Origin of the sequence: Dyadobacter luteus, assembly GCF_003383615.1 — a bacterium.
In the GTDB taxonomy this organism is placed as follows: Bacteria; Bacteroidota; Bacteroidia; order Cytophagales; family Spirosomataceae; genus Dyadobacter; species Dyadobacter luteus.
On sequence record NZ_QNUL01000018.1, the window covers coordinates 52,729 to 74,289 of the forward strand.

Annotated in this window: 15 protein-coding genes; 7 read left to right on the top strand and 8 right to left on the bottom strand. The window is 43.6% G+C overall.

Annotated features, from left to right (window positions below; genetic code table 11):
• Positions 1–25 precede the first annotated feature (25 nt).
• The 5 genes from DSL64_RS19440 to nirB form a co-directional block, all read right to left on the bottom strand.
• Complete coding sequence (locus DSL64_RS19440) at positions 26–3,382, bottom strand: SusC/RagA family TonB-linked outer membrane protein (protein ID WP_229217151.1); 3,357 nt, start codon at positions 3,380–3,382, stop codon at positions 26–28.
• Positions 3,383–3,623: 241 nt separating this feature from the next.
• Positions 3,624–4,304 carry a response regulator transcription factor gene (locus DSL64_RS19445; RefSeq protein WP_115832599.1) on the bottom strand — a complete coding sequence of 227 codons (681 nt, stop codon included), beginning with the start codon at positions 4,302–4,304 and terminating at the stop codon, positions 3,624–3,626.
• A gap of 20 nt (positions 4,305–4,324) precedes the next feature.
• Positions 4,325–5,755 (bottom strand): ATP-binding protein, encoded by a 1,431-nt coding sequence (locus DSL64_RS19450; protein ID WP_115832600.1) that lies wholly within the window; start codon positions 5,753–5,755, stop codon positions 4,325–4,327.
• Between the two features lie 9 nt (positions 5,756–5,764).
• A complete protein-coding gene (gene nirD / locus DSL64_RS19455) occupies positions 5,765–6,118 on the bottom strand; it encodes a nitrite reductase small subunit NirD (RefSeq protein WP_115832601.1) in 354 nt (117 codons plus the stop codon).
• Between the two features lie 105 nt (positions 6,119–6,223).
• Positions 6,224–8,740 carry a nitrite reductase large subunit NirB gene (gene nirB, locus DSL64_RS19460; protein WP_115832602.1) on the bottom strand — a complete coding sequence of 839 codons (2,517 nt, stop codon included), beginning with the start codon at positions 8,738–8,740 and terminating at the stop codon, positions 6,224–6,226.
• Between the two features lie 280 nt (positions 8,741–9,020).
• On the opposite strand from nirB, the gene cobA reads away from it, so the two are divergent.
• The 6 genes from cobA to DSL64_RS19490 all read left to right on the top strand — a co-directional run bounded on the left by cobA (position 9,021) and on the right by DSL64_RS19490 (position 18,344).
• Entirely contained in the window at positions 9,021–9,779 is a 759-nt protein-coding gene (gene cobA / locus DSL64_RS19465; RefSeq protein ID WP_115832670.1) for a uroporphyrinogen-III C-methyltransferase, read from the top strand.
• Positions 9,780–9,855: 76 nt separating this feature from the next.
• On the top strand, positions 9,856–11,214 hold the full coding sequence (locus DSL64_RS19470; RefSeq protein WP_115832603.1) for an alginate export family protein: 1,359 nt from the start codon (positions 9,856–9,858) through the stop codon (positions 11,212–11,214).
• Between the two features lie 129 nt (positions 11,215–11,343).
• Positions 11,344–12,654: a NarK family nitrate/nitrite MFS transporter gene (locus DSL64_RS19475; RefSeq protein ID WP_115832604.1), complete on the top strand. Its 1,311-nt coding sequence runs from the start codon at positions 11,344–11,346 to the stop codon at positions 12,652–12,654.
• Between the two features lie 48 nt (positions 12,655–12,702).
• Complete coding sequence (locus tag DSL64_RS19480; RefSeq protein WP_115832605.1) at positions 12,703–16,404, top strand: nitrate reductase; 3,702 nt, start codon at positions 12,703–12,705, stop codon at positions 16,402–16,404.
• Between the two features lie 9 nt (positions 16,405–16,413).
• A complete protein-coding gene (locus tag DSL64_RS19485) occupies positions 16,414–17,877 on the top strand; it encodes a rubredoxin (RefSeq protein ID WP_115832606.1) in 1,464 nt (487 codons plus the stop codon).
• A complete protein-coding gene (locus tag DSL64_RS19490; protein ID WP_229217152.1) occupies positions 17,874–18,344 on the top strand; it encodes a nitrate reductase associated protein in 471 nt (156 codons plus the stop codon). Before DSL64_RS19485 ends, DSL64_RS19490 begins: the two co-directional genes overlap by 4 nt.
• A 78-nt stretch (positions 18,345–18,422) precedes the next feature.
• On the opposite strand, the gene DSL64_RS19495 is transcribed toward DSL64_RS19490, so the two are convergent.
• From DSL64_RS19495 to DSL64_RS19505, 3 genes are read right to left on the bottom strand one after another with little or no spacing between them, the layout of a single operon-like run.
• Complete coding sequence (locus tag DSL64_RS19495) at positions 18,423–19,001, bottom strand: precorrin-2 dehydrogenase/sirohydrochlorin ferrochelatase family protein (RefSeq protein ID WP_115832608.1); 579 nt, start codon at positions 18,999–19,001, stop codon at positions 18,423–18,425.
• Between the two features lie 10 nt (positions 19,002–19,011).
• Positions 19,012–19,212 (bottom strand): type II toxin-antitoxin system HicA family toxin, encoded by a 201-nt coding sequence (locus tag DSL64_RS19500; protein ID WP_115832609.1) that lies wholly within the window; start codon positions 19,210–19,212, stop codon positions 19,012–19,014.
• A complete protein-coding gene (locus tag DSL64_RS19505) occupies positions 19,209–19,433 on the bottom strand; it encodes a type II toxin-antitoxin system HicB family antitoxin (protein ID WP_115832610.1) in 225 nt (74 codons plus the stop codon). The genes DSL64_RS19500 and DSL64_RS19505 overlap by 4 nt, the downstream gene beginning before the upstream one ends.
• Before the next feature lie 178 nt (positions 19,434–19,611).
• Between DSL64_RS19505 and abc-f the strand changes: the two genes are divergently transcribed.
• Positions 19,612–21,552: a ribosomal protection-like ABC-F family protein gene (gene abc-f / locus DSL64_RS19510; RefSeq protein ID WP_115832611.1), complete on the top strand. Its 1,941-nt coding sequence runs from the start codon at positions 19,612–19,614 to the stop codon at positions 21,550–21,552.
• The last annotated feature ends 9 nt before the right edge of the window (positions 21,553–21,561 follow it).

Here is a 21,561-nt window from a genome sequence, read left to right on the forward strand (position 1 = left end):
GATTTGTACTCATGTCCAGTTTTTGTTACAACGTAAGCTTTAATGCGAGGGTAAATTGCTTCTGAAGCGGCTGAGCAACACCTCCGGCATTAAAGAACTCCGGATCCTGACCTTTCAACTTCTTATCAGAATAGAGTAATGCCAGATTGCTCGTAGAAAACTGAAGACTCGCTGCTGACAATCCTATTTTTTGTACAGTTGTCAATGGAACCCTATAGGCAAGAGAGACAGATTTCAATCTTACAAAATCACCTTTTGCCACGCGCTCCGGTGAATAGTTATAAATATTGTAGGGATAAGTTCCTGCCAGATACTGCTGATAAAGCTTATCGCTTATTGCGCCGACGTTGGTAACTTCTTCCTCACCCGACATCTCCCAACGGTCTGCAAATTCTTTTGGAGTGGCATCCAGATCGCTGAATGCTTTGGGGTAAAGCGCGTTCATTCTGATTTTATTCCCTGCCTGTCCTGTCAAAAGAACATTAAGAGTAAAATCCTTATAATTAAAAGTATTATTAAAACCTCCTGTAAATGGCGGATCAACAGGTCCTTCATACTTCAAAAACCTCACATTCTGATCCTGCAGATATACATCCGAACTCTGTTCTCCATTCTCATTTACAAATATTGGCACCCCCGACAAAGGATCAAGCGATTTGTAATCAATGGAAAATAAACTTCTTACAGGCCGCCCTTTCACGTTCGCACCTTCCGCTTTTACCAGGTCGAATATCCCCGGATCATTGCTGACATTGGTTATCAATGTTTGCGAATAACCAAAATTGATCGTTGTATTCCAGCTGAACCCTTTCTTTTTAACTACCACACCACCAAGTGAAAAATCGACGCCTGCTGATTCCATATCTGCATAATTGGCCACCTTTTGTATCTGGCCTCCTACTCCGGACGTCCGGATAAAATCTATCAGATCAAAGCTCTGACGGACGTATCCATCCATGGTAAGATTTATACGGTTGGCAAATAATCCTAAATCCAGACCGACATTCCCACTGTATAGCTTTTCCCATGTCAGCTCGGTATTTTCCAAGGCTTCAAGCTGTAAAGCTGATTCCTTTTCATTGGCAAACGGGCGATTGGTAATCAGGCTTTTAAACAATACAGCAGCATTGGCAGCCGGACCTGTATCTGCGGACAAACCATAGCTTGCGCGCAGGCGCCCCATACTAAGCCACTTAAATTTCTTTAGAAAATTCTCTCTGTCAAAATTCCATGAACCTGCCACCGTATAGGTTGGCAGCCATCGTGCTGCAGCAGATTTACCGAAACGGTTAGATCCATCGTAGCGCAGGTAGGCCGTAAAATTGTACTTATCGTCAAGGGTATAACCGGCGCTACCATAAAATGCAGCGAAACGCTCATAATCCTCCCTCAACCCATAGTAAGGAAAGTTAGCTTCTATTGTTTGTTTCAGAATACGGTAATCTACGAATGGAGTACCTCCCTGCTCATACTGAAATCCATAACCCGTTGAATTGAAGCTCTGGCGATTTGTAAACTTCACCTCCTGCCCTGCCAACAAACTGATATTGTGCCTCTCGGCGAATGTGCGGTTGTATCTCAGGTTGTTTCTTACATTGTAAAACTTCATCTGATCTTCGTTCCGATTGTAGAACCCACCGCTTGGCAGTACCACTACCGGAAAAGCATTAGGATCGTCAGGGTCTCTATATAAATATTTATTACGATCAGCAATAGTAGCATTATCTGCGGCGCGATATGCATTCGCCATATTCGCATTTTCAGAGATCCGATGTTCTCTTCCTGTCTGAATGTAACGCAGTGCACCGAGGAAATCGTAGGTCAAATGCTTCGTAATTTTGAAGGAAAAATCTCCTTGCAATCTGATGTCTGCAACATTAAGATGTATTTTATTATTTGCCAGTTCGTGGATAATATTAAAAGGCGCATAGTTACGTCTGAAAAATTCAAGGTTACCATTTTCGTCATAAGCCGTCAGCGTTCTGCTCGTATTGAGTGCATAACTGAAAGGATTAATGTCAAAATCTCTATCGAAACGCCCTTCTACCGGATTACTTACACGGTTGAGTGAACCAGGTACCTGCTGATTTCTGATAGACGCAAGTGTGGAGAAACCCAATGTAATACGATCTGACATCTTATAGGTATTTCGAAAGTTGAGCGTATACCGACTCACTTTATCTGCAATTGTCCAACCGTTATCATTCAAAAAACTGGTAGAGAAATAGGACTGCGACTTATCTGTTCCGAAAGAAACGCTCAGGGAGTGTTCCTGCACAAGATTTTGCTTGTAGAGAACATCGAACCAGTCCGTATTAGCCATTCCGTACCTCTGAAGAAATGCCTTCTTCGCTTCAGGAGTATTCTGAACCGGAAAATTTCCTTGATCGTCTCCTGAAACCAGACTGTAATACTTGCCATAAATCCCGTAATCCGACGCCGATAAAATATCTGTATTCAGGTATCCTTTCCTTTCCAATTCTCCAAGGACGGATAACTGATCACCAGAATTCATGATATTAAAATTCCTGTAAGATGGCTTTAGCTGTGTACTAAAATTTCCTGAATAGGAAATAACCGGACGCCCGCTTTTACCCTTTTTGGTTGTAATCACAATTACTCCGTTCATGGCTCTGGCACCATACAGAGCCGCTGCGGCAGCATCCTTCAAAATATCAAAGGTTTCAATATCATTAGGATTCAATCCAGCCACAGCAGAGCCCAAAAGCGTAGTAGGATCACCGCTGGAAAGCTGATCGTTGGAAATATTAACAATGTCTTCTAATACAACTCCATCCACCACCCATAATGGTTTATTAGCGCCATTCAGCGAAGTTGCACCGCGAATGCGTATTTTGGGGGCCGCTCCAAAGGTACCCGACACGTTTTGAATAGAAACTCCGGCAGCACGACCTTCAAGCATTCGACTTACGTCAGGTAAGCCATCAATAATCACGTCTTCTGATTTCAGAGTAACCGCCGAACCTGTAAATTTATCTTTATCAATTTGCTGAAACCCTGTAATGACCACATCCTGCAAACCTACGGCATCTTCGGCTAGTTCAATATTGACAACTCGCGCTGCCGGTACTTCTTTCGTTACGTACCCGATCATCGTGACAACAAGAGTGGCTCCTGTACCAACGTTTTCCAGCGTATATTGTCCTTCTGAGTTGGTGACTGTCCCATTTTGAGTTCCTTTCACTCTGATGGTTGACCCGATCAGTACTTCACCGGTTGTACTTTTAACAGTTCCCTTCACAGGAATAACCTGAGCCGTGCAAACTGAAAAACCGGAAAAAATAAAGGCAGATAGTAAAAGCGCATGCATCATGGCAAAACGCGACCAGTCCTGACTGCAAATCCGATAAAAAACTTTCATACGAGATGTATAGAGTATACGCTATAAGAATGGGCTGCTATAATTGATTGCAAAACTTACGTTAAAGCACTCAATTATACATATAAAACTACAAATAATGAGAGGGGTGGCGTACTTATGTTCCACAAAAGTGGTTACATATAAAAGTCAACCTATAAAATAGGCTGACTATAAGCTAAATATCCTAAAAAAGTTCTTCAGATTTACCTCAAACACCAATTATTATTTTGTACCACTAAACTCACACAGACCTTGGCAAAGTACGTAAGGCGAGGCCGATAAGCTCTGCTGTATTTTTGACGTTGGCTTTTTTCATAATACTGGCCCGCTGATTGGCGACAGTATTTGCGCTGATATCAAACCGCTCTCCGATTTCTTTGCTGCTCAACCCCTCGGTCAGACATTTAAGTATTTGCTGCTCACGGGGTGTGATCAGTTTCCATACAGATGTTTCTTTTGGTTCTCCGGCGGCGGCTTCTGTGGAAGGTGTAAATGAATTATGCTGTATCAGACTCTTAATAATAATCGATGATGCATGGGGAGGATAATAAAACTCTCCGCGGGCCACACTTCGTACTGCCCTGAGTATTTCATCCTGGCTGGTATCTTTTTCCAGATACCCGTATGCACCGTGATGCATGGCCGAAAGAATATAATCGGGATTGTTGTGCATGCTGAAAACCAGAATCCGAACTTTCGGATACACGGGAACAATATCTCTGATCGTTTCTATTCCGGATTTACGAGGCATGGTGAGATCAAGCAGAATGACGTCAGGATTAACCTGATCTATCATTTCGGCTACTTCATCACCATCTGAAGCTTCTCCTGCAATCACAATATCATCCTCATCTTCCAGAAGAGTTATAATTCCCTGTCTGACAACGGAATGATCATCAACAACTAAAATTCGAATGGACATGGGTTTAGTATATTCAATCGTTATTCAGGGCATACGGAAATTTTCAATAGCGTACCTTTCAGAGGATCAGAGGTAATCTCCAAGTCTCCGGACATCAGTTTTGCCCGTGTCCGCATGTTTTCAATTCCGTTCTGAGAAAGAGCAGAACCCTGTTTGCTTTTCAAATTACAAATTAAAAAACCTTTCCCATCATCCTGAATCTGCAAGATGACACAATTCAGGTTTTCTTCCAATATAATAGTGATATTGTCCGCAGCAGCATGCTTCACTGCATTGTTCAGCGCTTCCTGAGCAATACGATATAAGCCGATCTCAATTTGAGAATTCAATGGCAGACTACTCACTTTCGATTGATATCGAATTTGAAGACCTGTGGACTCTGCCGTTTGTTCACATAGAAGTTTTAAAGCAGAATTGAGCCCAAAATCCGCAAGTACGGATGGCATCAGATTATAAGAAATTTGTCTTGTGGTCTGAATTGTGTCCTGAATAAGACTAACAAGCTGGTCAAACCGCTTTCTTTGTTTTTCATCCTGAAACTGGACCTGCCTCAATTTCTCAGCATGGAGTTTAAGCCCTGTAAGCATTTGCCCTATACCATCGTGCAACTCCCTGGCGAATCTTTTACGCTCTTCCTCCTGGCCTTCAATAATAGCAGCTGTACGGATCCTGTCCTCCTGGAGCCTCAGATGATATTTCTCTTCTTTTATTTTCAAAATTGCTTCCTGCGCCTCAACGAGCTGTACGTTTTTTTCTTCCAGACTGTCGTTTGCTCTCATCAAAGCTTCCTGAGATTCATACATTTTTCGAACCGCTCTCCTCGTTTCATTCACGACTGGCCGGAATATCAGCAAACCTTCAGCCAGCAACACCAGAATAGTCATGATATCCATGATCCATTCTATCCTTTCCAGATTCTTCAGCCTTTCAAAACTCTCCTTATCATACTGAAATACAATTTCATTCATTTTTGAAAGAAAGAGCGGCTCCATCTTTAATACAGTCGCTAACTGCTCTTTCTTTTCCTCAATGACAACCTGAGGATTGTTGATCTTGTCAAACGCCTGATACATGGTTTCGAAAACAGGATCAAGCTTAGCAAACATCGCGTCCAGAGCGACGCTTTTCCACACCACGGTTTCCTCTCCTACCTCAAGTCTTTTTTCTGCAAGTTGTACATGACTCTTTTTCCAGACGTGTAAAAGTGAGTCGAAACTTACCGAATCGCTGTAAGGTATATCCTGTATTTTCACCAGAGAAAGCTTAGTGAGCCGCTGACTAATCATGCGTTGTCGTCCGGCAACATTCACCACGCGACCGTCATAATTGAGACTACTGATCGTTTTTCGTATCAGAAACAGTCCGCCCAATGTGAGGAATGCCACAACAAAAAGGGCTACAACGTAAAAACGCGTGAGACTTCCGGCCACGCGTTTATCCACTTTCTCCATGTAAATTTTTTACAATCCTATATACACCTGATTTTCCTTAACCATTACAGGAAAGGTATTAATACTGTATGCTTCGTCGTTCAGACACTGACCACTACGCAACGAAAACGTCTTTTTGTGGAATGGGCATGCCACCTTAGGTTCTCCTTCCTGGCTTCCGATCATTCCCCGGGCTACTGCCATCTGCTGGCGGTGCGGGCACATATTGTCCGTTGCATACCACTCTCCTCTTCTGGAAAAGTTAAAGATAGCGATTTGTTTTCCTTCTATCAGCGCGCAACCGCCGCCATCTGCAGGAATGTCTTCTACATGGCAAGCTTTGTGCCACGTGATTCTGTCTTTTGTGTTTTTTACAGGTTCCATGATTTTATTCTTATCTGGGATAATACATATGTCGAACTTCAGAGCGGGAGGCCTTTCAGGCCAGCTAACAATTAATAATTAACCATTAACAACTAACCATTACCATCACGCCCACTCCTTCACCCGTTTCTGATCCCGCATCGTTTCGAACTGAACCGTAGGATCTTTTACCGGTGCATTTACAAAGTGCGAGAAGCGTTTTCTGAGCTCAGGGTTTTCAACCACCTCTTTCCATTCGCATTTATAAACGTCTATTAATGCCTGCATTTCCACTTCAAGTTGGTCTGCTATACCCAATACATCGTCCACCACTACTGCTTTCAGATAGTTGATACCACCTTCCATTTTATTCAGCCATGTAGCAGTACGTGTGAGTGGATCAGCGGTTTTAATGTAAAACATCAGGAAACGATCAATCAACTTCAGGCAGGTCGCACTATCCACATCCGTAGCAATCAACTGCGCATGCTGAGGCTTTGAACCACCATTACCACACACGTACAAGTTCCAGCCTTTCTCTGTGGCAATAATCCCGAAGTCTTTGCTTTGTGCCTCTGCACATTCACGCACACAACCAGAAACAGCAGACTTCAATTTATGAGGCGAACGAAGCCCTTTGTATCTATCCTCAACTTCAATAGCAAAAGAAACCGAATCCTGGACACCAAAACGACACCATGTAGACCCCACGCAACTCTTAACAGTACGTAACGATTTTCCATAAGCATGACCACTTTCAAAACCGGCGTTGATCAATTCTTCCCAGATATCCGGCAGATCGTTCAGGTGAGCACCAAACAAATCGATACGTTGCCCTCCGGTTATTTTGGTATACATACCGTACTTCTGCGCAACCTGTCCGATCACAATCAGTTTTTCTGGTGTGATTTCTCCTCCCGGAATCCTTGGCACTACCGAGTAAGTTCCTCCTTTTTGGATGTTAGCCAAATACCGATCATTGGAATCCTGTATCGTAGCGCGGTCTTTTTCCAGAATATTCTCATTCCATAAACTCGCAAGTATTGATCCCACCAAAGGTTTGCAGGTTTCACAACCATCACCATGCCCGAAGTGATCAAGCACACCATTGTAGGTTCTGATCCCATTCATTTTCACAAGATCAAGTAACTCCTGGCGGGAATGATCGAAGTGCTCGCAGATCACGTTTCGAACGTAAACTCCTTTTTCCTTCAACACTCCCTGGATGATATCTTTCACCATCGGCAAACATCCACCGCAACCCGTTCCTGCTTTGCAGCATTTTTTAATCGCATCAATAGTGGTATGCCCGTTTTCACCCACCTCATGACACAACATTCCTTTGGTAACAGCTTCGCAAGAACAGATCAGTGCATCATCAGGAAAGCTCATCACTCCGGCTCCTGCTTCTTCTCCACCGCGCGAACCCAGGATCAGATCTTCCGAATCAGGGGGTAGAATTGTTTTACTTTTACAGGTTTGTAAAAGCATATTATATTGATCCGCATCACCAACCAGAATTCCACCCAAAAGCTGCTTCCCATCTTCAGAAACATTGATACGCTTGTATACACCTTTGGCCTTATTCTCATAGCGTATAGTTCTGCACGCTGGTTCTTCAATAAACGGATCCCCGAAACTGGCTACGTCTGTTCCAATCAGCTTCAGTTTGGTTGACATATCAAATGGAGAAAACGATTTTTCACCACCGATCAGATTGGTCACTACCACATCAGCCATTTCATAACCAGGTGCAATAAGACCATATATCATGTGGTGCGCGAGCGCGCATTCTCCGATCGCGAAAATATGAGGATCGGAAGTTCTTAGCTGATCATCTACAATTATACCTCCTCTTGGATGCGTTTCCAGCGAAGCTATTTTAGCGAGTTCATCCCGGGGACGAATCCCTGCTGATATTACAAGCATATCTACATCCAGAAATGAATTGTCAGCAAACTGCATCCCTTCGATACAATCGCCGCCTTTAATCTCCTGTGTACTTTTTCCCAAATGAATATTTAATCCCAGCGATTCCAACTGACTTTGCAGCATACGGGATCCAGCGTCGTCAATTTGCCTCGGCATGAGTCTTGGAGCAAATTCTACGACGTGAGCTTCCTGCAGACCAAGATCCAGTAATGCTTTTGCAGCCTCTAATCCTAATAAACCACCACCCAAAACAGCACCTTTCTTTGCCTTTTTAGCATAGGACAAAATCAGTTCAAGATCCTCTATTGTCCGGTAAACAAAAACTCCATCTTTTTCCACACCGGGAATAGAAGGCACAAATGCACCAGAGCCAGTAGCCATTACCAGATAGTCGTAATGCACTACATGTCCATGATGAGATCTTACCAACTTCTCTTCTCTGTCTATATCCACCACAGGATCCGACAAAAAAAGCCTGATACCATTTTCAGTATACCAATCCGCAGGAGCCAATGTCAGATCGTCAGCCGTTTTCCCGGCAAAAAAAGCACTTAAATGTACTCGGTCATAGGCTACACGTGGCTCTTCTCCGAACACAGTGATGGCAAAATCATGATTGTTTTTCTGCTTGGCCAACAGTTTCTCACAAAATTTGTAGCCCACCATACCATTGCCAACTACTACGATCTGGACAGTTTTTTGCGTTTCCATAGTGAATAATAACTATAATTTTTGAATAACAGTATTATTTTATTGCAATATTTTAATAATACACATTCTTGCACATCAAATATTACAGAACAAAACTAAATCGCATTTTTAGCAAATCCTAACTTTTTATTCTTTAAATGGTTAATTTTTAAACACAAATTTTGGTTAAATTATTGTTTTTAAAAATAATGACCTTAATTTTGGACCAACAATTACAAATAGTTATGTTTTACTATTCATAGTACATTTCTAATATTCACCATATATAATGTATAAAGCGATGGAGTCTAGACTAACACTTGTTGGAGCAGGACCGGGAAACGGAGAGCTGATTACACTGAAAGGTATAAAGGCATTACAATCCGCAGATGTGATCCTGTATGATGAACTGGCCAACGCCGAACTACTGGAGTACGCACCAGAACACACGCTTAAAATGTATGTGGGTAAAAAATCAGGTGATGCTGCATTCTCACAGGACGAGATCAACGGACTTATCGTACGTTTGGCAAGAAAACGAGGACATGTTGTAAGATTGAAAGGTGGTGACTCATTCGTATTCGGGAGGGGGCATGAAGAAATGGAATATGCTCGTGAACACGGGATTACGGTAGAAAATATTCCAGGCGTATCAAGCTGCATCTCCGTTCCCGCCTCTTTGGATATTCCGGTTACGCGCAGAGGAGTAAGTGAAAGCTTCTGGGTAATTACTGCAACTACCCGTTCGGGAGAACTATCCGATGACATCCGCCTCGCGGTACAATCCAAAGCAACCGTCGTAATTTTAATGGGCGTGAATAAACTTAAAGAAATCTGCGATCTGTATAAACACTTTGGAAGAGGTTACCTGCCCATGGCTGTTATTCAGAATGGCACCCGACCGGACGAAAAGAGTGTGATAGGCCAGGTTTGGGAAATGCCACATTTGGTAAAAGAAAATAACATAGGCGCACCTGCCATTATGATTTTAGGGGAAGTTGTTGCTCTTAACCCCTCCTACGCAAAGGAATATCTGAGAAATATTTATCAGGAACAATAGAAGATCATTATAAGAAGATTACCCCAGTACAATCAGCCGCGCCCGTTCAATTCTCCATTTTACAAAATTCATTTAAATGAGAAACGTCATTTACTTTTTTGCATTGAGCTTATGGGTTGCAGGAACACTTCGACCGGCTGAAGGATTCGCACAGCTGACCGTATCGGGACAGTTGAGAACCCGGACTGAATTCCTTCAGGGACAAGGAACACCACTGAACAAAGGTGAAGATCCTGCGTTCTTTACATCTCAAAGAACCAGGTTGAACGTCGGCTATAAGGCATATCGGATGAATTTCTTCGTAGCCGCGCAAGACGTACGCGTTTGGGGGCAGGACGCTTCCACCAACAACAGATTTACCAATACTGCTCTGAATGGACTGATGTTACACGAAGCCTGGGCTGAAATCAGCTTACTGGATACTAACATTACCAGGACTGGCAAAGAATTGGGATTAAAAATCGGACGACAGGAACTTGTTTACGACGACAGCCGTCTGCTGGGAAATCTGGATTGGCTGCAACAGGGAAGACGACACGACGCCATTGTACTGAAATATGCACATCATGGAATCACTGCTCATCTTGGCGCTGCGTATAACCAAAACCGTGAACTAAAAACAGGTGGTTTGTACGATGGCGTGCCAACAGGATATCCTGCAGGAACGAATGGAATCGGCACAATGTACAAATCGATGCAGTTTGCCTACGCAAGCAAAAAGCTGAATGCCGGAAATATTTCTCTATTGGTATTTAAAGACGATTTTCAAAAATACAACCTGAACGAAACCGGAGTTAAAGTATACCGCAAAGGAACCCGAAGCCGCGTTACTGCCGGAACTTACCTGAATAGCAAAATAGGAAAGAGCTGGAACCTGAACGCAAGCGCTTATCTACAGACGGGAAAGGATAAAGACGGCTCCCAATTAAGTGCATACATGTATTCCGTGAAAGGCCTCTACAAGGTAAGCAAGCATTTCACAGTTGGTCCCGGTTTTGATTATATGTCAGGTTCACAATCCGCTTCAAAAACCAACCATACTTTCGATCCTTTGTACGGAACCCCTCACAAGTTCTGGGGACAAATGGATTACTTTTATGTTGCAAATGGATTTGGAAAAGGCGGACTATCAGACTTTTACATACATTCCACATTCACCCCTACTCAAAAACTTTCGATACAAACAGACTTGCACCATTTTTCGAGTGCTGCTGAAGTTCGTAACAGTGAATCGCAAGCCCTATCGTCTAATTTTGGTAATGAACTCGATATCATCGCGACTTATAGCCTTACTAAATCCATCAGCTTTCAGGGAGGATACTGCACATTTCTGGCAACGAACAGTCTGGCTTATGTAAAAGGTGTAAAAGATCCGCAGAAGATGTCCAACTGGGCTTATCTGATGATCAATATCAAACCTGAATTTTTGAAATAGCCCAAAGCTATCCGCTAACAGCCGTCATCCTGAGCGGAGTCGAAGGATAGTAGCGAGTTGAACGCTTCGACTCCGCTCAGCGTGACAACCTATTAAGAACATTTATAAGAATTTCAAAACACCAAACGCATGGAAACTACAAATAAACCACTCGAAAAATTAAACATTTTCAGTTTCAAAGGCGTACAAATGCGCACTTTCCATCTTACCTGGATGGCCTTTTTCCTATGCTTTTTCGGGTGGTTCGGTCTTGCCCCACTCATGACTGTGATCAAAACGGACTTAGGCCTGAGCAAAGAGCAGATCGGAAATATCATTATCGCATCGGTGGCCGCTACTGTAGTGGCCCGCATTGCGATTGGTAAACTTTGCGATTCCTGGGGACCACGTAAAACGTATTCAGCACTCATGGGAATATGCTCTATACCAGTAATGACGGTCGGTCTTGTTCATTCCTATGAAGGCTTTCTTCTATTCAGACTCGCTATCGGTGTCATCGGAGCTTCGTTTGTGATTACACAGTACCACACTTCGGTCATGTTCGACAAGAAGATTGTTGGTACCGCCAATGCTGTTGCAGGTGGATGGGGAAATCTGGGTGGCGGAATTACCAATATGGTGATGCCCCTGATCTTTGCCGGATTCGTAGGAGCTGGTTACCTGCCTGAGTCTGCATGGAGATTAGCCATGATCATTCCCGGTGTGATGCTGCTCGTATTTGCAGTACTTTATTACCGTTTCACCAAAGATACACCAGCCGGTAATTTTGAAGAACTGAGTGTTATTAATCCCAAAGCAGCTAAAACGAAGGGGTCACTGGCTATCGCGGCTAAGGATCCCCGTACCTGGGCCCTGTTTCTTGCGTATGGTGCCTGCTTCGGAATAGAAATCACCTTCGACAATATAGCTGCTCTGTACTTCTTCGAAAATTTCAACACGACCCTTGCTCTGGCTGGGATTCTTGCCGGAACATTCGGATTCATGAACCTGTTCGCAAGAGCAGTTGGAGGAATCGTTGCTGATAAAGTAGGACGCAAATTCGGTATGATCGGGAAAGGAAGATTACTGGCAGCATTGCTCGCGATGGAAGGCATTGGTATTGCACTCTTCGCCCAAAGCGGCAGTATAGTGGTTGCGGTGATTACCATGCTTGCTTTTGCCATGTTCCTGAAGATGGCAAATGGAGTAACCTATGCTATTGTACCATTCATCAACCAGAAAGCGATCGGGTCTGTTAGCGGCATTGTAGGTGCAGGTGGAAATGTGGGTGCAGTACTTGCCGGCTTCCTGTTCAAGTCCAGTTCCATCACCTACTCTCAGGCGTTTGTTTATATCGGTGTAGCCATCGCTTGTGTCGCCGCTATAGTGGCTTTAATCAATTTTGATAAAACGACCGAGATCGTACCGGAAGTGGGCTCACTGGAAACAGCGGAGGCCTGACAAAAATTTAAGCATTAAATAAAAACAGTACATCCAAAATTCTTCATCATGAAACCAACCGCCAATTCATTTAAATCTACCTGCTGCTATTGTGGCGTGGGTTGTGGTGTCGTGGTTCATCAGGATACCAACGGACAACTAAGTCTGGAAGGCGATAAGAGTCACCCATCCAATCAGGGAAAACTTTGCTCAAAAGGTATGAACCTGCATTATACGGTTATGGATCAGTCAGACAGACTGCTGTACCCGCAAATGCGCATGAACAAGGCGATGCCGATGCAACGGGTGAATTGGGATGAGGCTTTGGAACGTACAGCTGCTGTTTTTAAAACATTCATCAAAAAATTCGGTCCTGATTCTGTCGCTTTCTACGTTTCCGGACAATGTCTGACGGAAGAGTATTATCTGGTCAATAAGCTGATAAAAGGTTTTATTGGCTCCAATAACATTGACACCAATTCCCGGCTTTGTATGAGTTCGGCTGTGGTGGGTTACAAACTTGCGTTGGGTGAAGATAGTGTGCCGGTATGTTACGATGATATTGAAGAAGCGGATGTGTTCTTTATCACCGGTGCCAACCCTGCCTGGTGCCACCCCATATTATGGAGAAGAATTGAAGCGCACAAAGCAGCGAATCCGCATGTAAAACTGATTTGTGTTGATCCGAGACGTACCGATTCTGCACGGTCATCCGACCTGCATCTGGCGATCAACCCGGGAACGGATATTGTCCTGAACAACGCAATCGGCAGACTACTTATTGAGGAAGGCTACATTGATAACGACTTTATCATTGATCATACCGATGGTTTCACGGCGTTCAGAGATAAGGTTTTTGAGAGAACTATTCAGGAAGCTGCTGAGATTTGCGGTGTTGGTACGGCTGACATTGCAACAGCAGCAACCTGGATAGGAAAAGCGAAAGGATTTTTGTCGCTATGGACCATGGGCCTCAACCAGTCGGTTATAGGGGTAAACAAAAACCTGTCGCTGATTAACCTGCATTTGATTACGGGAAAAATCGGAAAACCTGGCAATGGCCCGTTCTCGCTCACCGGCCAGCCCAACGCCATGGGAGGTCGTGAGACAGGTGGATTGGCTAACATTTTGCCCGCACATCGTGAGGTAGTAAATCCAGTTCACAGACAGGAAATGGAAGAGTTCTGGAACAGTCCGGTCAAAATTGCCGATAAACCCGGACTCACCGCGACAGAAATGTTCGAGGCTCTGGAAAATGGAAAGCTAAAAGCTATATGGATTATTAATACCAATCCGCTGGTAAGTATGCCGGATGTAAGTATTGCTGAAAAAGCGCTGAAGAATGCAAAATTCGTAGTCGTTCAGGATATTTCTAACCGTGCAGACACTGTTGTTTTTGCTGATGTCGTGCTCCCTGCCGCTGCCTGGCTGGAAAAAGAGGGAACGATGACCAACGCAGAAAGAAGGATTACACATTTACCCAAAGCCATTTCAGCTCCGGGAGAGGCACTTCCGGATGCAGAAATCATCTGGCGGTTCGCTGAGAAAATGGGATTCGGCGAGTCATTCAAGTATGAGAATGTTTCGCAGGTTTACGATGAATATGCTCAAATCACTGCCGGAACAACGATTGATGTAACGGGGGTTAATTATGATTTATTAAAAGCCAATCGTAGTGTTCAGTGGCCGTTTAGGGCAGAGGGCGAAAGGGCATGGGGAATGGGGCTTGGGGAAGAAAGGCGCGAAGGCGACCTGGCACGGGGAGCTGAGTCCGGAAAAAATGCCGGAGGCATTGAAATGAAGCGAAGCGAACATTCCGAAAATAGCCTGAAAGGCTTCCATTCCTCAACCAGAGACACCGTCCCTGGAGATTCCGGCAATTCGGCTCCCGGCAACACAGGTACAAAAAGATTATTCACTGATCATCAGTTCTATACTCCTAACAAAAAGGCACAAATATTCGCAGTAAACGACGAAAACACCTCGGAAGCTACAGATCAGGATTTCCCTTTGGTACTCACGACCGGGCGTATCAGAGATCAGTGGCATACCATGACTAAAACCGGACGCGTAGCGAAGCTGAACCAGCATATACCTCAGCCGTTTTTACAAATCCATCCGAAAGATGCTCAGACCCGTAATATCCGGGAAGGGCAACTTGTGACGGTTACGAGCAGACGAGGAGAAGTGAGAGTGAAAGCGCAGATCACAGAGGATGTAAAAGCCGGACTTTGTTTTTTACCCATGCATTGGGGAAAGATTCTGGGTAGTTCGTTGGGACGGGCAAATAACCTTACAAGTCCACTTGTCGACCCGAAATCCAAAGAACCGGACTTTAAATTTTCGGCGGTAGAAGTGTGTTTATACAAAAAACCCATTGAGAAAATCATCATTATCGGAGCCGGATCAGCCGGTTTAGGGTTCATTAATTCATACCGAAACCTGAATCAGGAAGACGAAATTCACGTTTTTTCAAAAGAAATTTATCCATTCTATAACCGGGTTTTACTACCCGACTATATCAGTGGCTCCCAATCCTGGGAGCAGCTTGTAAAACTGAGAGAAGACCAGTTCGAAGCCAATAACATTCACGTCCACAAGGGCGTCGGTGTGACCCATATAGATCGTCAGAACAAAACGATTACAGACGACAGAGGCAATCAGCATACTTATAACAAACTCATTCTGGGTATGGGAAGCCGCGCGTTCATGCCAAAAGGTGTACCCAAAATTCCCGGAATATTCAACATGCGCTCGCGCCTGGATGCCGACTCACTACTTCCGTTTTTGAAACAACCATCTCCCCACGCAGTGATTGTAGGGGGAGGTATACTGGGGCTGGAACTGGCAGCATCATTCCGGGAAATGAATGTTCGGGTTACCGTTATCCAAAGAAGTGGCAGACTGATGGAACGACAGCTTGATCCACTTGCTTCTGAACTTCTATACCAGGATCTCAAAGATCGGGGTGTGGAAATTTATTTCAACGATGAAGTATCCATTTTTTCCGGCTCCGACAAAGTGGATGGTATCCGGTTAAAATCAGGAAGAAAAATTGATTGTCAGGTGGTTGTGATGGCTATCGGAACAGTCCCGACCATTGAGCTGGCCACAGAAGCAGGTATTGCATCGAAACGCGGGATTATCGTAAATGACTATATGCAAACCTCCGATCCCGACATATTTGCAGCCGGTGAAATTGCAGAGTGGCGCGGACAAATGTGGGGAATTACACTCGGTGCTGAGCAACAGGCTGAAGTGGCGGCGAAATTTATCGCAGGTGATATTTCACAGCCCTACAAGGGTAGCACCTCCATGAATATCCTGAAAATGGAAGGACTGCATCTTTGCAGCGTTGGATTGACTGAGGCTCCCGCCAATGACAGCAGCTACGAAGAAATTACATTCATAGATAAGTCGAAACGTTATTATAAAAAATGCATTGTGCACCGCGACCGGCTGGTGGGATGTATACTGATCGGCGACAAAAACGAATTTCTGGAATTCAGGGATCTGATTGCAAATGGAATTGAACTATCAGAAAAACGTCTGCAATTACTCAGGGCAAGCCAAAAAGCTGAACCATTGGAAGGGAAACTGGTATGTTCCTGCAACAATGTAGGAAAGGGTAATTTGGAAAATGCGATCAAAGGTGGATGTACTGATTTTCAGCAACTGTGCCAAAAAACAGGCGCAGGAACCGGATGCGGCTCTTGCCGACCCGAAGTGAGGTCCATTTTGGAGAAAATGAATGAAGCTGTACTTGTTTAGAAAATTGCTATGAGAGATTATTATAACGTAAAAATCAACCTGCCAGGCGGAATTGCTTCCCCCGGGGTTCTCAAAGGAATTCTTTCTGCAGCCCGAAAAGCGGATGTTCAGGATGTCAGATTCGGAGCACGACAGCAGCTATTGATGACGGTTCATTACGAACAGATGAAATTTCTGGAGCGGGATCTCAAAGCAATTGGCATTCAATACAATATCAACCCAGAAAAGCATCCCAATATCATCAGCTCCTATTGCGGTGAGGACGTGTTCAGAACGGGACAATGGCTAGACTCAAACGAATACCATACCGTATTCGACAGCTTTGAACACATGCCGGAGCTAAAAGTTAATATCTCCGATTCCAACCAGAGCTTCACGCCATTTTTTACCGGAAATCTGAATTTTATATCCTCTCCGGAACCTCATTTCTGGTATCTGTACGTTCGGCCAAAGCAAAGTAACATCCTTTACAAATGGGAGGAACTCGTATATACAAATGAGATTGGTAAAGTAGCAAGAGAGATTGAAAACCAATTATTAAATAGGCCGGCAGCAGATTTACCGGAGCTATTTGCTATCGTAAAAGAGCAGTTAGCTTACATTGCCCTACCCATTACACAAGAGCTGGAGCTTCCTGCATTTTCACTGCCTTACTACGAAGGCTTTAACCGTTACGAATCCCGTACATGGCTTGGACTCTATCGTCGCGATGAGCAATTTTCGGTTGAATTTCTTCTTGATGTATGTAACCTCTGCATGAAAACACGCATTGGAGAAATATGCACTACGCCTTGGAAATCAATTATTATCAAAGGTATTGAGGACCAATACAGAAGTGAATGGAGTAATATTCTGGGTAAACATAATATCAATGTCCGGCATGCCGCCAATGAACTCGCCTGGCAAACAGAGGATAACACCAGCGAAGGAACTCAGCTTAAACAAGACCTCATCCGTTACATTGAAAAAAACGACACCCGTACCTTCGGATTATGTTTTGGTATACAAACCAAGCCCAAATCGGAAGTATTCGGTTCTGTACTAATCAGAAAAAGGCCTCTTTTGCAAATTGGTCAATTATCATTGTGGAGTGTTTATGATCTTTATTTTACCGAAAATTTCAATCCGAACAGCCGCAATCACATACTCTTTGAAAAGGGTCTGTATAAAATCCATCTGGCCGGACAGGTAGAGCGACTTTGCAGAAAATTCAGTAACAAACGTTTTCGCGATATTCCGGAAAACAACAGACATGAAACGGAAGAGGTATCCAAAGCCCCGGTTCAAATCCAGACAGCTCACCAATGCCCTCACTGCTTCACCATTTATGACGCCGCATTTGGTGATACTTTACAGAATATTCCTGCCGGAGTTTTGTTTCAGGACCTTTCAGATACCTATCTATGTCCAACCTGCGACACACCGAAAGCTGAATTCGAAAAAATTACCATATCTGAAATCGCTATATCATGACTATCCATCCTGTTGCTACTTTCTTTTTCGGCTTCGAAAGTGATTTTGTAAGTACGCTCAAATGTGTTCCAATGATTGTCCGCTATAAGCTCGACAGCTGTGGCGTGAAACTGAAATTGCATGAATGGGCAAAATTCAGTCTTGCGGATAAAGAACTGCTTGCCACCCTACCCTGCTTTCAGACAGATGAAATAAAGCAGTATGAAAACTTTGTCAGAAAATTGGTAAAAAGCTACTTTGGCTATGAAGCCAGCACACTTACATTTATCGATGATAACTGGAACAATATCAGTGAAGTGCCAATCGAAATTCATCAAAAGGCAAAAGAATGGGAATGCCCGGGAGTCTCGCTGAAAGAGTGGATTAACCTGAACACTTTACAAAGATTTGCCCTTGTAAAACTGAGCCGTTCAGGGCATGAAGGAAAGAATTTTCCGGTGGCGTTGCGGGAATTTGGAGTAGTTTGAGTTTTGGCTTTAAACGCTGAGTGATGAGAATTTACGCTGAGTTTCTTGAATGAACTGATTCTTTGCGCCTATTAAGGTTTAGTTCTTCTTATCAACCAGCACCGATGTAATCCTGTTCAGCTCATCCACTTTATGAGCGAAATCTCCTTTTAACATATCGCGCACCGCTTTGAGTTGTTCCATGGCTACTTCCAGATTTTCCGGCAAAGCTTCATTCAATACTTCTTTCAAGCGCTTTGCCATGGTTGGTGACATTCCGTTTGTTGAAATGGCTACTTTCAGATTGCCTTTTTGAACAACAGAGGACAAATAAAAATCACAATGGGCGGGTGTATCGGCAACATTACAGAGAAGGTGCCTACCGGCGGCAAGTGCTTTAATTCTTTCGTTTTCCACTCTATCGTTTGTGGCAACGATTACCAAATCCTTCGCTTCCAGATCGGTCTCTTCAAACTTCCTCTCAACCAAAGTAATCAGGGAATTAGATACCGCAATTTCTCTTATCTCAGTGCCAATTTCAGGAGCCACCAGGGTCACTTTGGCCTCAGGCGAATTATTTATGACAGCAGTAATTTTTTCCAAACCTACATAGCCTCCGCCAACAATTAATGTATGCAGATTTTCAAGTTTCAGGAATATTGGGAATAGATTATTCAAAAGAAAGAATTTAATTGTTCAAATCGATTCCAGCCTGCTTTAGGATACTAAGAAAGGTTCCTTTTTTCAGATCTTTACCACCATGAACAGGTACGATTGCTGTTTTATTAGATTCAGAATTATAAAAAACAAAATGGGATCCTTTTGCCCTTCTGAATACATAGCCATTTGATTCCAAGAGCTTGATCAGATACTTGGATGATAAATTCATGCCACCAAATTTAAAGAATATTCCAGTGTACTGCTATCATCTGGTATCGGCTCTCCTCTATCTGTTAAGTCTTCTACATAAAGCGATATTGCCTCCTTAGCCATTTCAATCGCTTCATCAATAGTTTCTCCATACGTTATACAACCTGGAAGGGCAGGTACAAAAACCGTATATCCGCCGTCAGATTCTGGAAGTAATCGCAGTTTATATGTATAGTTCATTTACTGATTTGTTTAACTGTCATAGTAAATATTGATAGAGAGATTATAACCATTTCAACTCTACTAACCAAAACAAATTTACAATAATAATGTTGCATTTCCGGCCAGCGTTTTCATTTTATAACTATTCCAACAACTACCTTTTTACTATCTCCTTCTTTCCCCGTACCTTTGCGGCATGATCGCGATTACTAATGTAAGTTACTTTTTAGGCGACCGTGCTTTGTACGACGGTGCGTCTCTTCATATTAAGCCAAAACAAAAGATCGGCCTTATCGGTTTGAACGGAACAGGTAAATCGACGTTGCTTCGTATGATCAACGGCGAGTTTCAGCCAGATGGTGGCCATATATCAAAATCCGGGGATTGCACTATCGGATTCCTGAATCAGGATTTGCTTTCTTACCAAAGCGACGACTCTATACTTTCTGTTGCCATGCAGGCCTTCGAGCGCCAGAATGAACTGCAGGTACAGATCGATAATATCCTGCATGAAATGGAGCATGACTACAAGGATGAATTGATAGATAAGCTGGCTCGCGTTCAGGACGAATTTGAAGCATTGGACGGTTACAGCGTTCAATCTAAAGCTGAAGCGATACTGGAAGGTCTGGGTTTTGTGACTGATGACCTTCAAAGACCATTGAGATTATTTTCCGGGGGATGGAGAATGCGTGTAATGCTGGCAAAATTGCTTTTGCAAAAACCGTCATTATTGATGCTCGATGAGCCTACCAACCACCTTGACTTACCATCTATTCAGTGGGTTGAAAAATATGTACAGAGTTACGAGGGAGCTGTAATTGTAGTAAGTCACGATCGCCAGTTCCTTGACAATACGATTGATACAACTGTAGAGGTGTCGGGCGGAAAGCTGGTTTATTACGCTGGGAACTACTCCTATTATCTGGAAGAAAAAGATGAGCGTAATGAAATTCAGCGCGGCGCATATGAAAATCAGCAGGCTAAAATCCGTCAGACTGAGCGCTTTATCGAGCGATTTAAAGCAAAAGCAACGAAGTCGCGCCAGGTACAAAGCCGTGTAAAAGCCCTGGATAGAATGGACGTTGTAGATGCCGTAGTAGACGAAAACGCGAAAGTTCACTTCCGTTTTCAATTCACTACGCAGCCAGGCCGTCATGTGTTCCAGCTGGAAGATGCCTCCAAAGCTTATGGTGAAAAAGTAATTTTGGACGCCACAAATATCAGTATGGAGCGTGGTGACAAAATTGCTTTGATCGGAGCTAACGGACGTGGAAAATCTACTGTCCTACGGGTTGTAGCGGGTGATGAACCTATTGAAGGGAAAAGAAGACTGGGACATAACGTGATGTTCACCTTCTACGCACAACACCAGCTCGAATCGTTGAATGTCAACCATAACCTGATAGAGGAGCTTAAATACGCTAATCCAAATAAGACTGAAACTGAGTTAAGAACAGTACTTGGTTGTTTCCTGTTTACGGGTGACGACGTATTCAAAAAAATCAAGGTACTTTCCGGAGGAGAAAAATCGCGTGTGGCGCTTGCCAAAGTATTGCTTTCTCAGGCAAACTTCCTACTGCTCGATGAGCCTACCAACCACCTTGACATGCAGTCGGTAAATATTCTGATCCAGGCGTTGCAACAGTACGAGGGAAGTTATATCGTTGTATCTCACGACAGGTACTTTGTTGAAAATATAGCCAACAAAATCTGGTATATCGAAGATCATCAGATTAAAGAATACCCTGGTACTTACGAAGAATACGAAATTTGGGTTGAAGAGCGTGGATTACAGTCTGCCGTGAGCGACAAAGCCGTAGTAAGCAGTGCGCCCCCGCAAAAAGCAAAAGCACAACCAGCACCTGCTGCGCCTAAGAACAAATCCTTATCTAATGAGGAAACTCAGAAACTAAAGAAGGCGAAAAAACTGATTGACGAACTGGAGAATACGATCAGTAAACTTGAAGACCAAAAAGCGGAGACCGAGGTAAAACTTGCTGAACCTTCCGTATATAACGATGCCAAAGCACTTGCAGACCTGAACCGGACTTATGCTGAAATCAGGCAAAAGCTTGAAAAAGCCAATGGTGACTGGGAAACAGCGATGCTTGAAGTGGAAGAACTGGCAGGATAGTATCAGAAG

Excerpts from the sequence above, each read along its gene's own strand:
- DSL64_RS19445 (WP_115832599.1), bottom strand. The coding sequence starts at position 4,304 with ATGTCCATTCGAATTTTAGTTGTTGATGATCATTCCGTTGTCAGACAG.
- abc-f (WP_115832611.1), top strand. The coding sequence starts at position 19,612 with ATGATCGCGATTACTAATGTAAGTTACTTTTTAGGCGACCGTGCTTTG.
- DSL64_RS19480 (WP_115832605.1), top strand. The coding sequence starts at position 12,703 with ATGAAACCAACCGCCAATTCATTTAAATCTACCTGCTGCTATTGTGGC.
- DSL64_RS19470 (WP_115832603.1), top strand. The coding sequence starts at position 9,856 with ATGAGAAACGTCATTTACTTTTTTGCATTGAGCTTATGGGTTGCAGGA.
- DSL64_RS19490 (WP_229217152.1), top strand. The coding sequence starts at position 17,874 with ATGACTATCCATCCTGTTGCTACTTTCTTTTTCGGCTTCGAAAGTGAT.
- nirB (WP_115832602.1), bottom strand. The coding sequence starts at position 8,740 with ATGGAAACGCAAAAAACTGTCCAGATCGTAGTAGTTGGCAATGGTATG.
- DSL64_RS19500 (WP_115832609.1), bottom strand. The coding sequence starts at position 19,212 with ATGAATTTATCATCCAAGTATCTGATCAAGCTCTTGGAATCAAATGGC.
- cobA (WP_115832670.1), top strand. The coding sequence starts at position 9,021 with ATGGAGTCTAGACTAACACTTGTTGGAGCAGGACCGGGAAACGGAGAG.
- DSL64_RS19475 (WP_115832604.1), top strand. The coding sequence starts at position 11,344 with ATGGAAACTACAAATAAACCACTCGAAAAATTAAACATTTTCAGTTTC.
- DSL64_RS19505 (WP_115832610.1), bottom strand. The coding sequence starts at position 19,433 with ATGAACTATACATATAAACTGCGATTACTTCCAGAATCTGACGGCGGA.
- DSL64_RS19440 (WP_229217151.1), bottom strand. The coding sequence starts at position 3,382 with ATGAAAGTTTTTTATCGGATTTGCAGTCAGGACTGGTCGCGTTTTGCC.
- DSL64_RS19485 (WP_115832606.1), top strand. The coding sequence starts at position 16,414 with ATGAGAGATTATTATAACGTAAAAATCAACCTGCCAGGCGGAATTGCT.
- nirD (WP_115832601.1), bottom strand. The coding sequence starts at position 6,118 with ATGGAACCTGTAAAAAACACAAAAGACAGAATCACGTGGCACAAAGCT.
- DSL64_RS19450 (WP_115832600.1), bottom strand. The coding sequence starts at position 5,755 with ATGGAGAAAGTGGATAAACGCGTGGCCGGAAGTCTCACGCGTTTTTAC.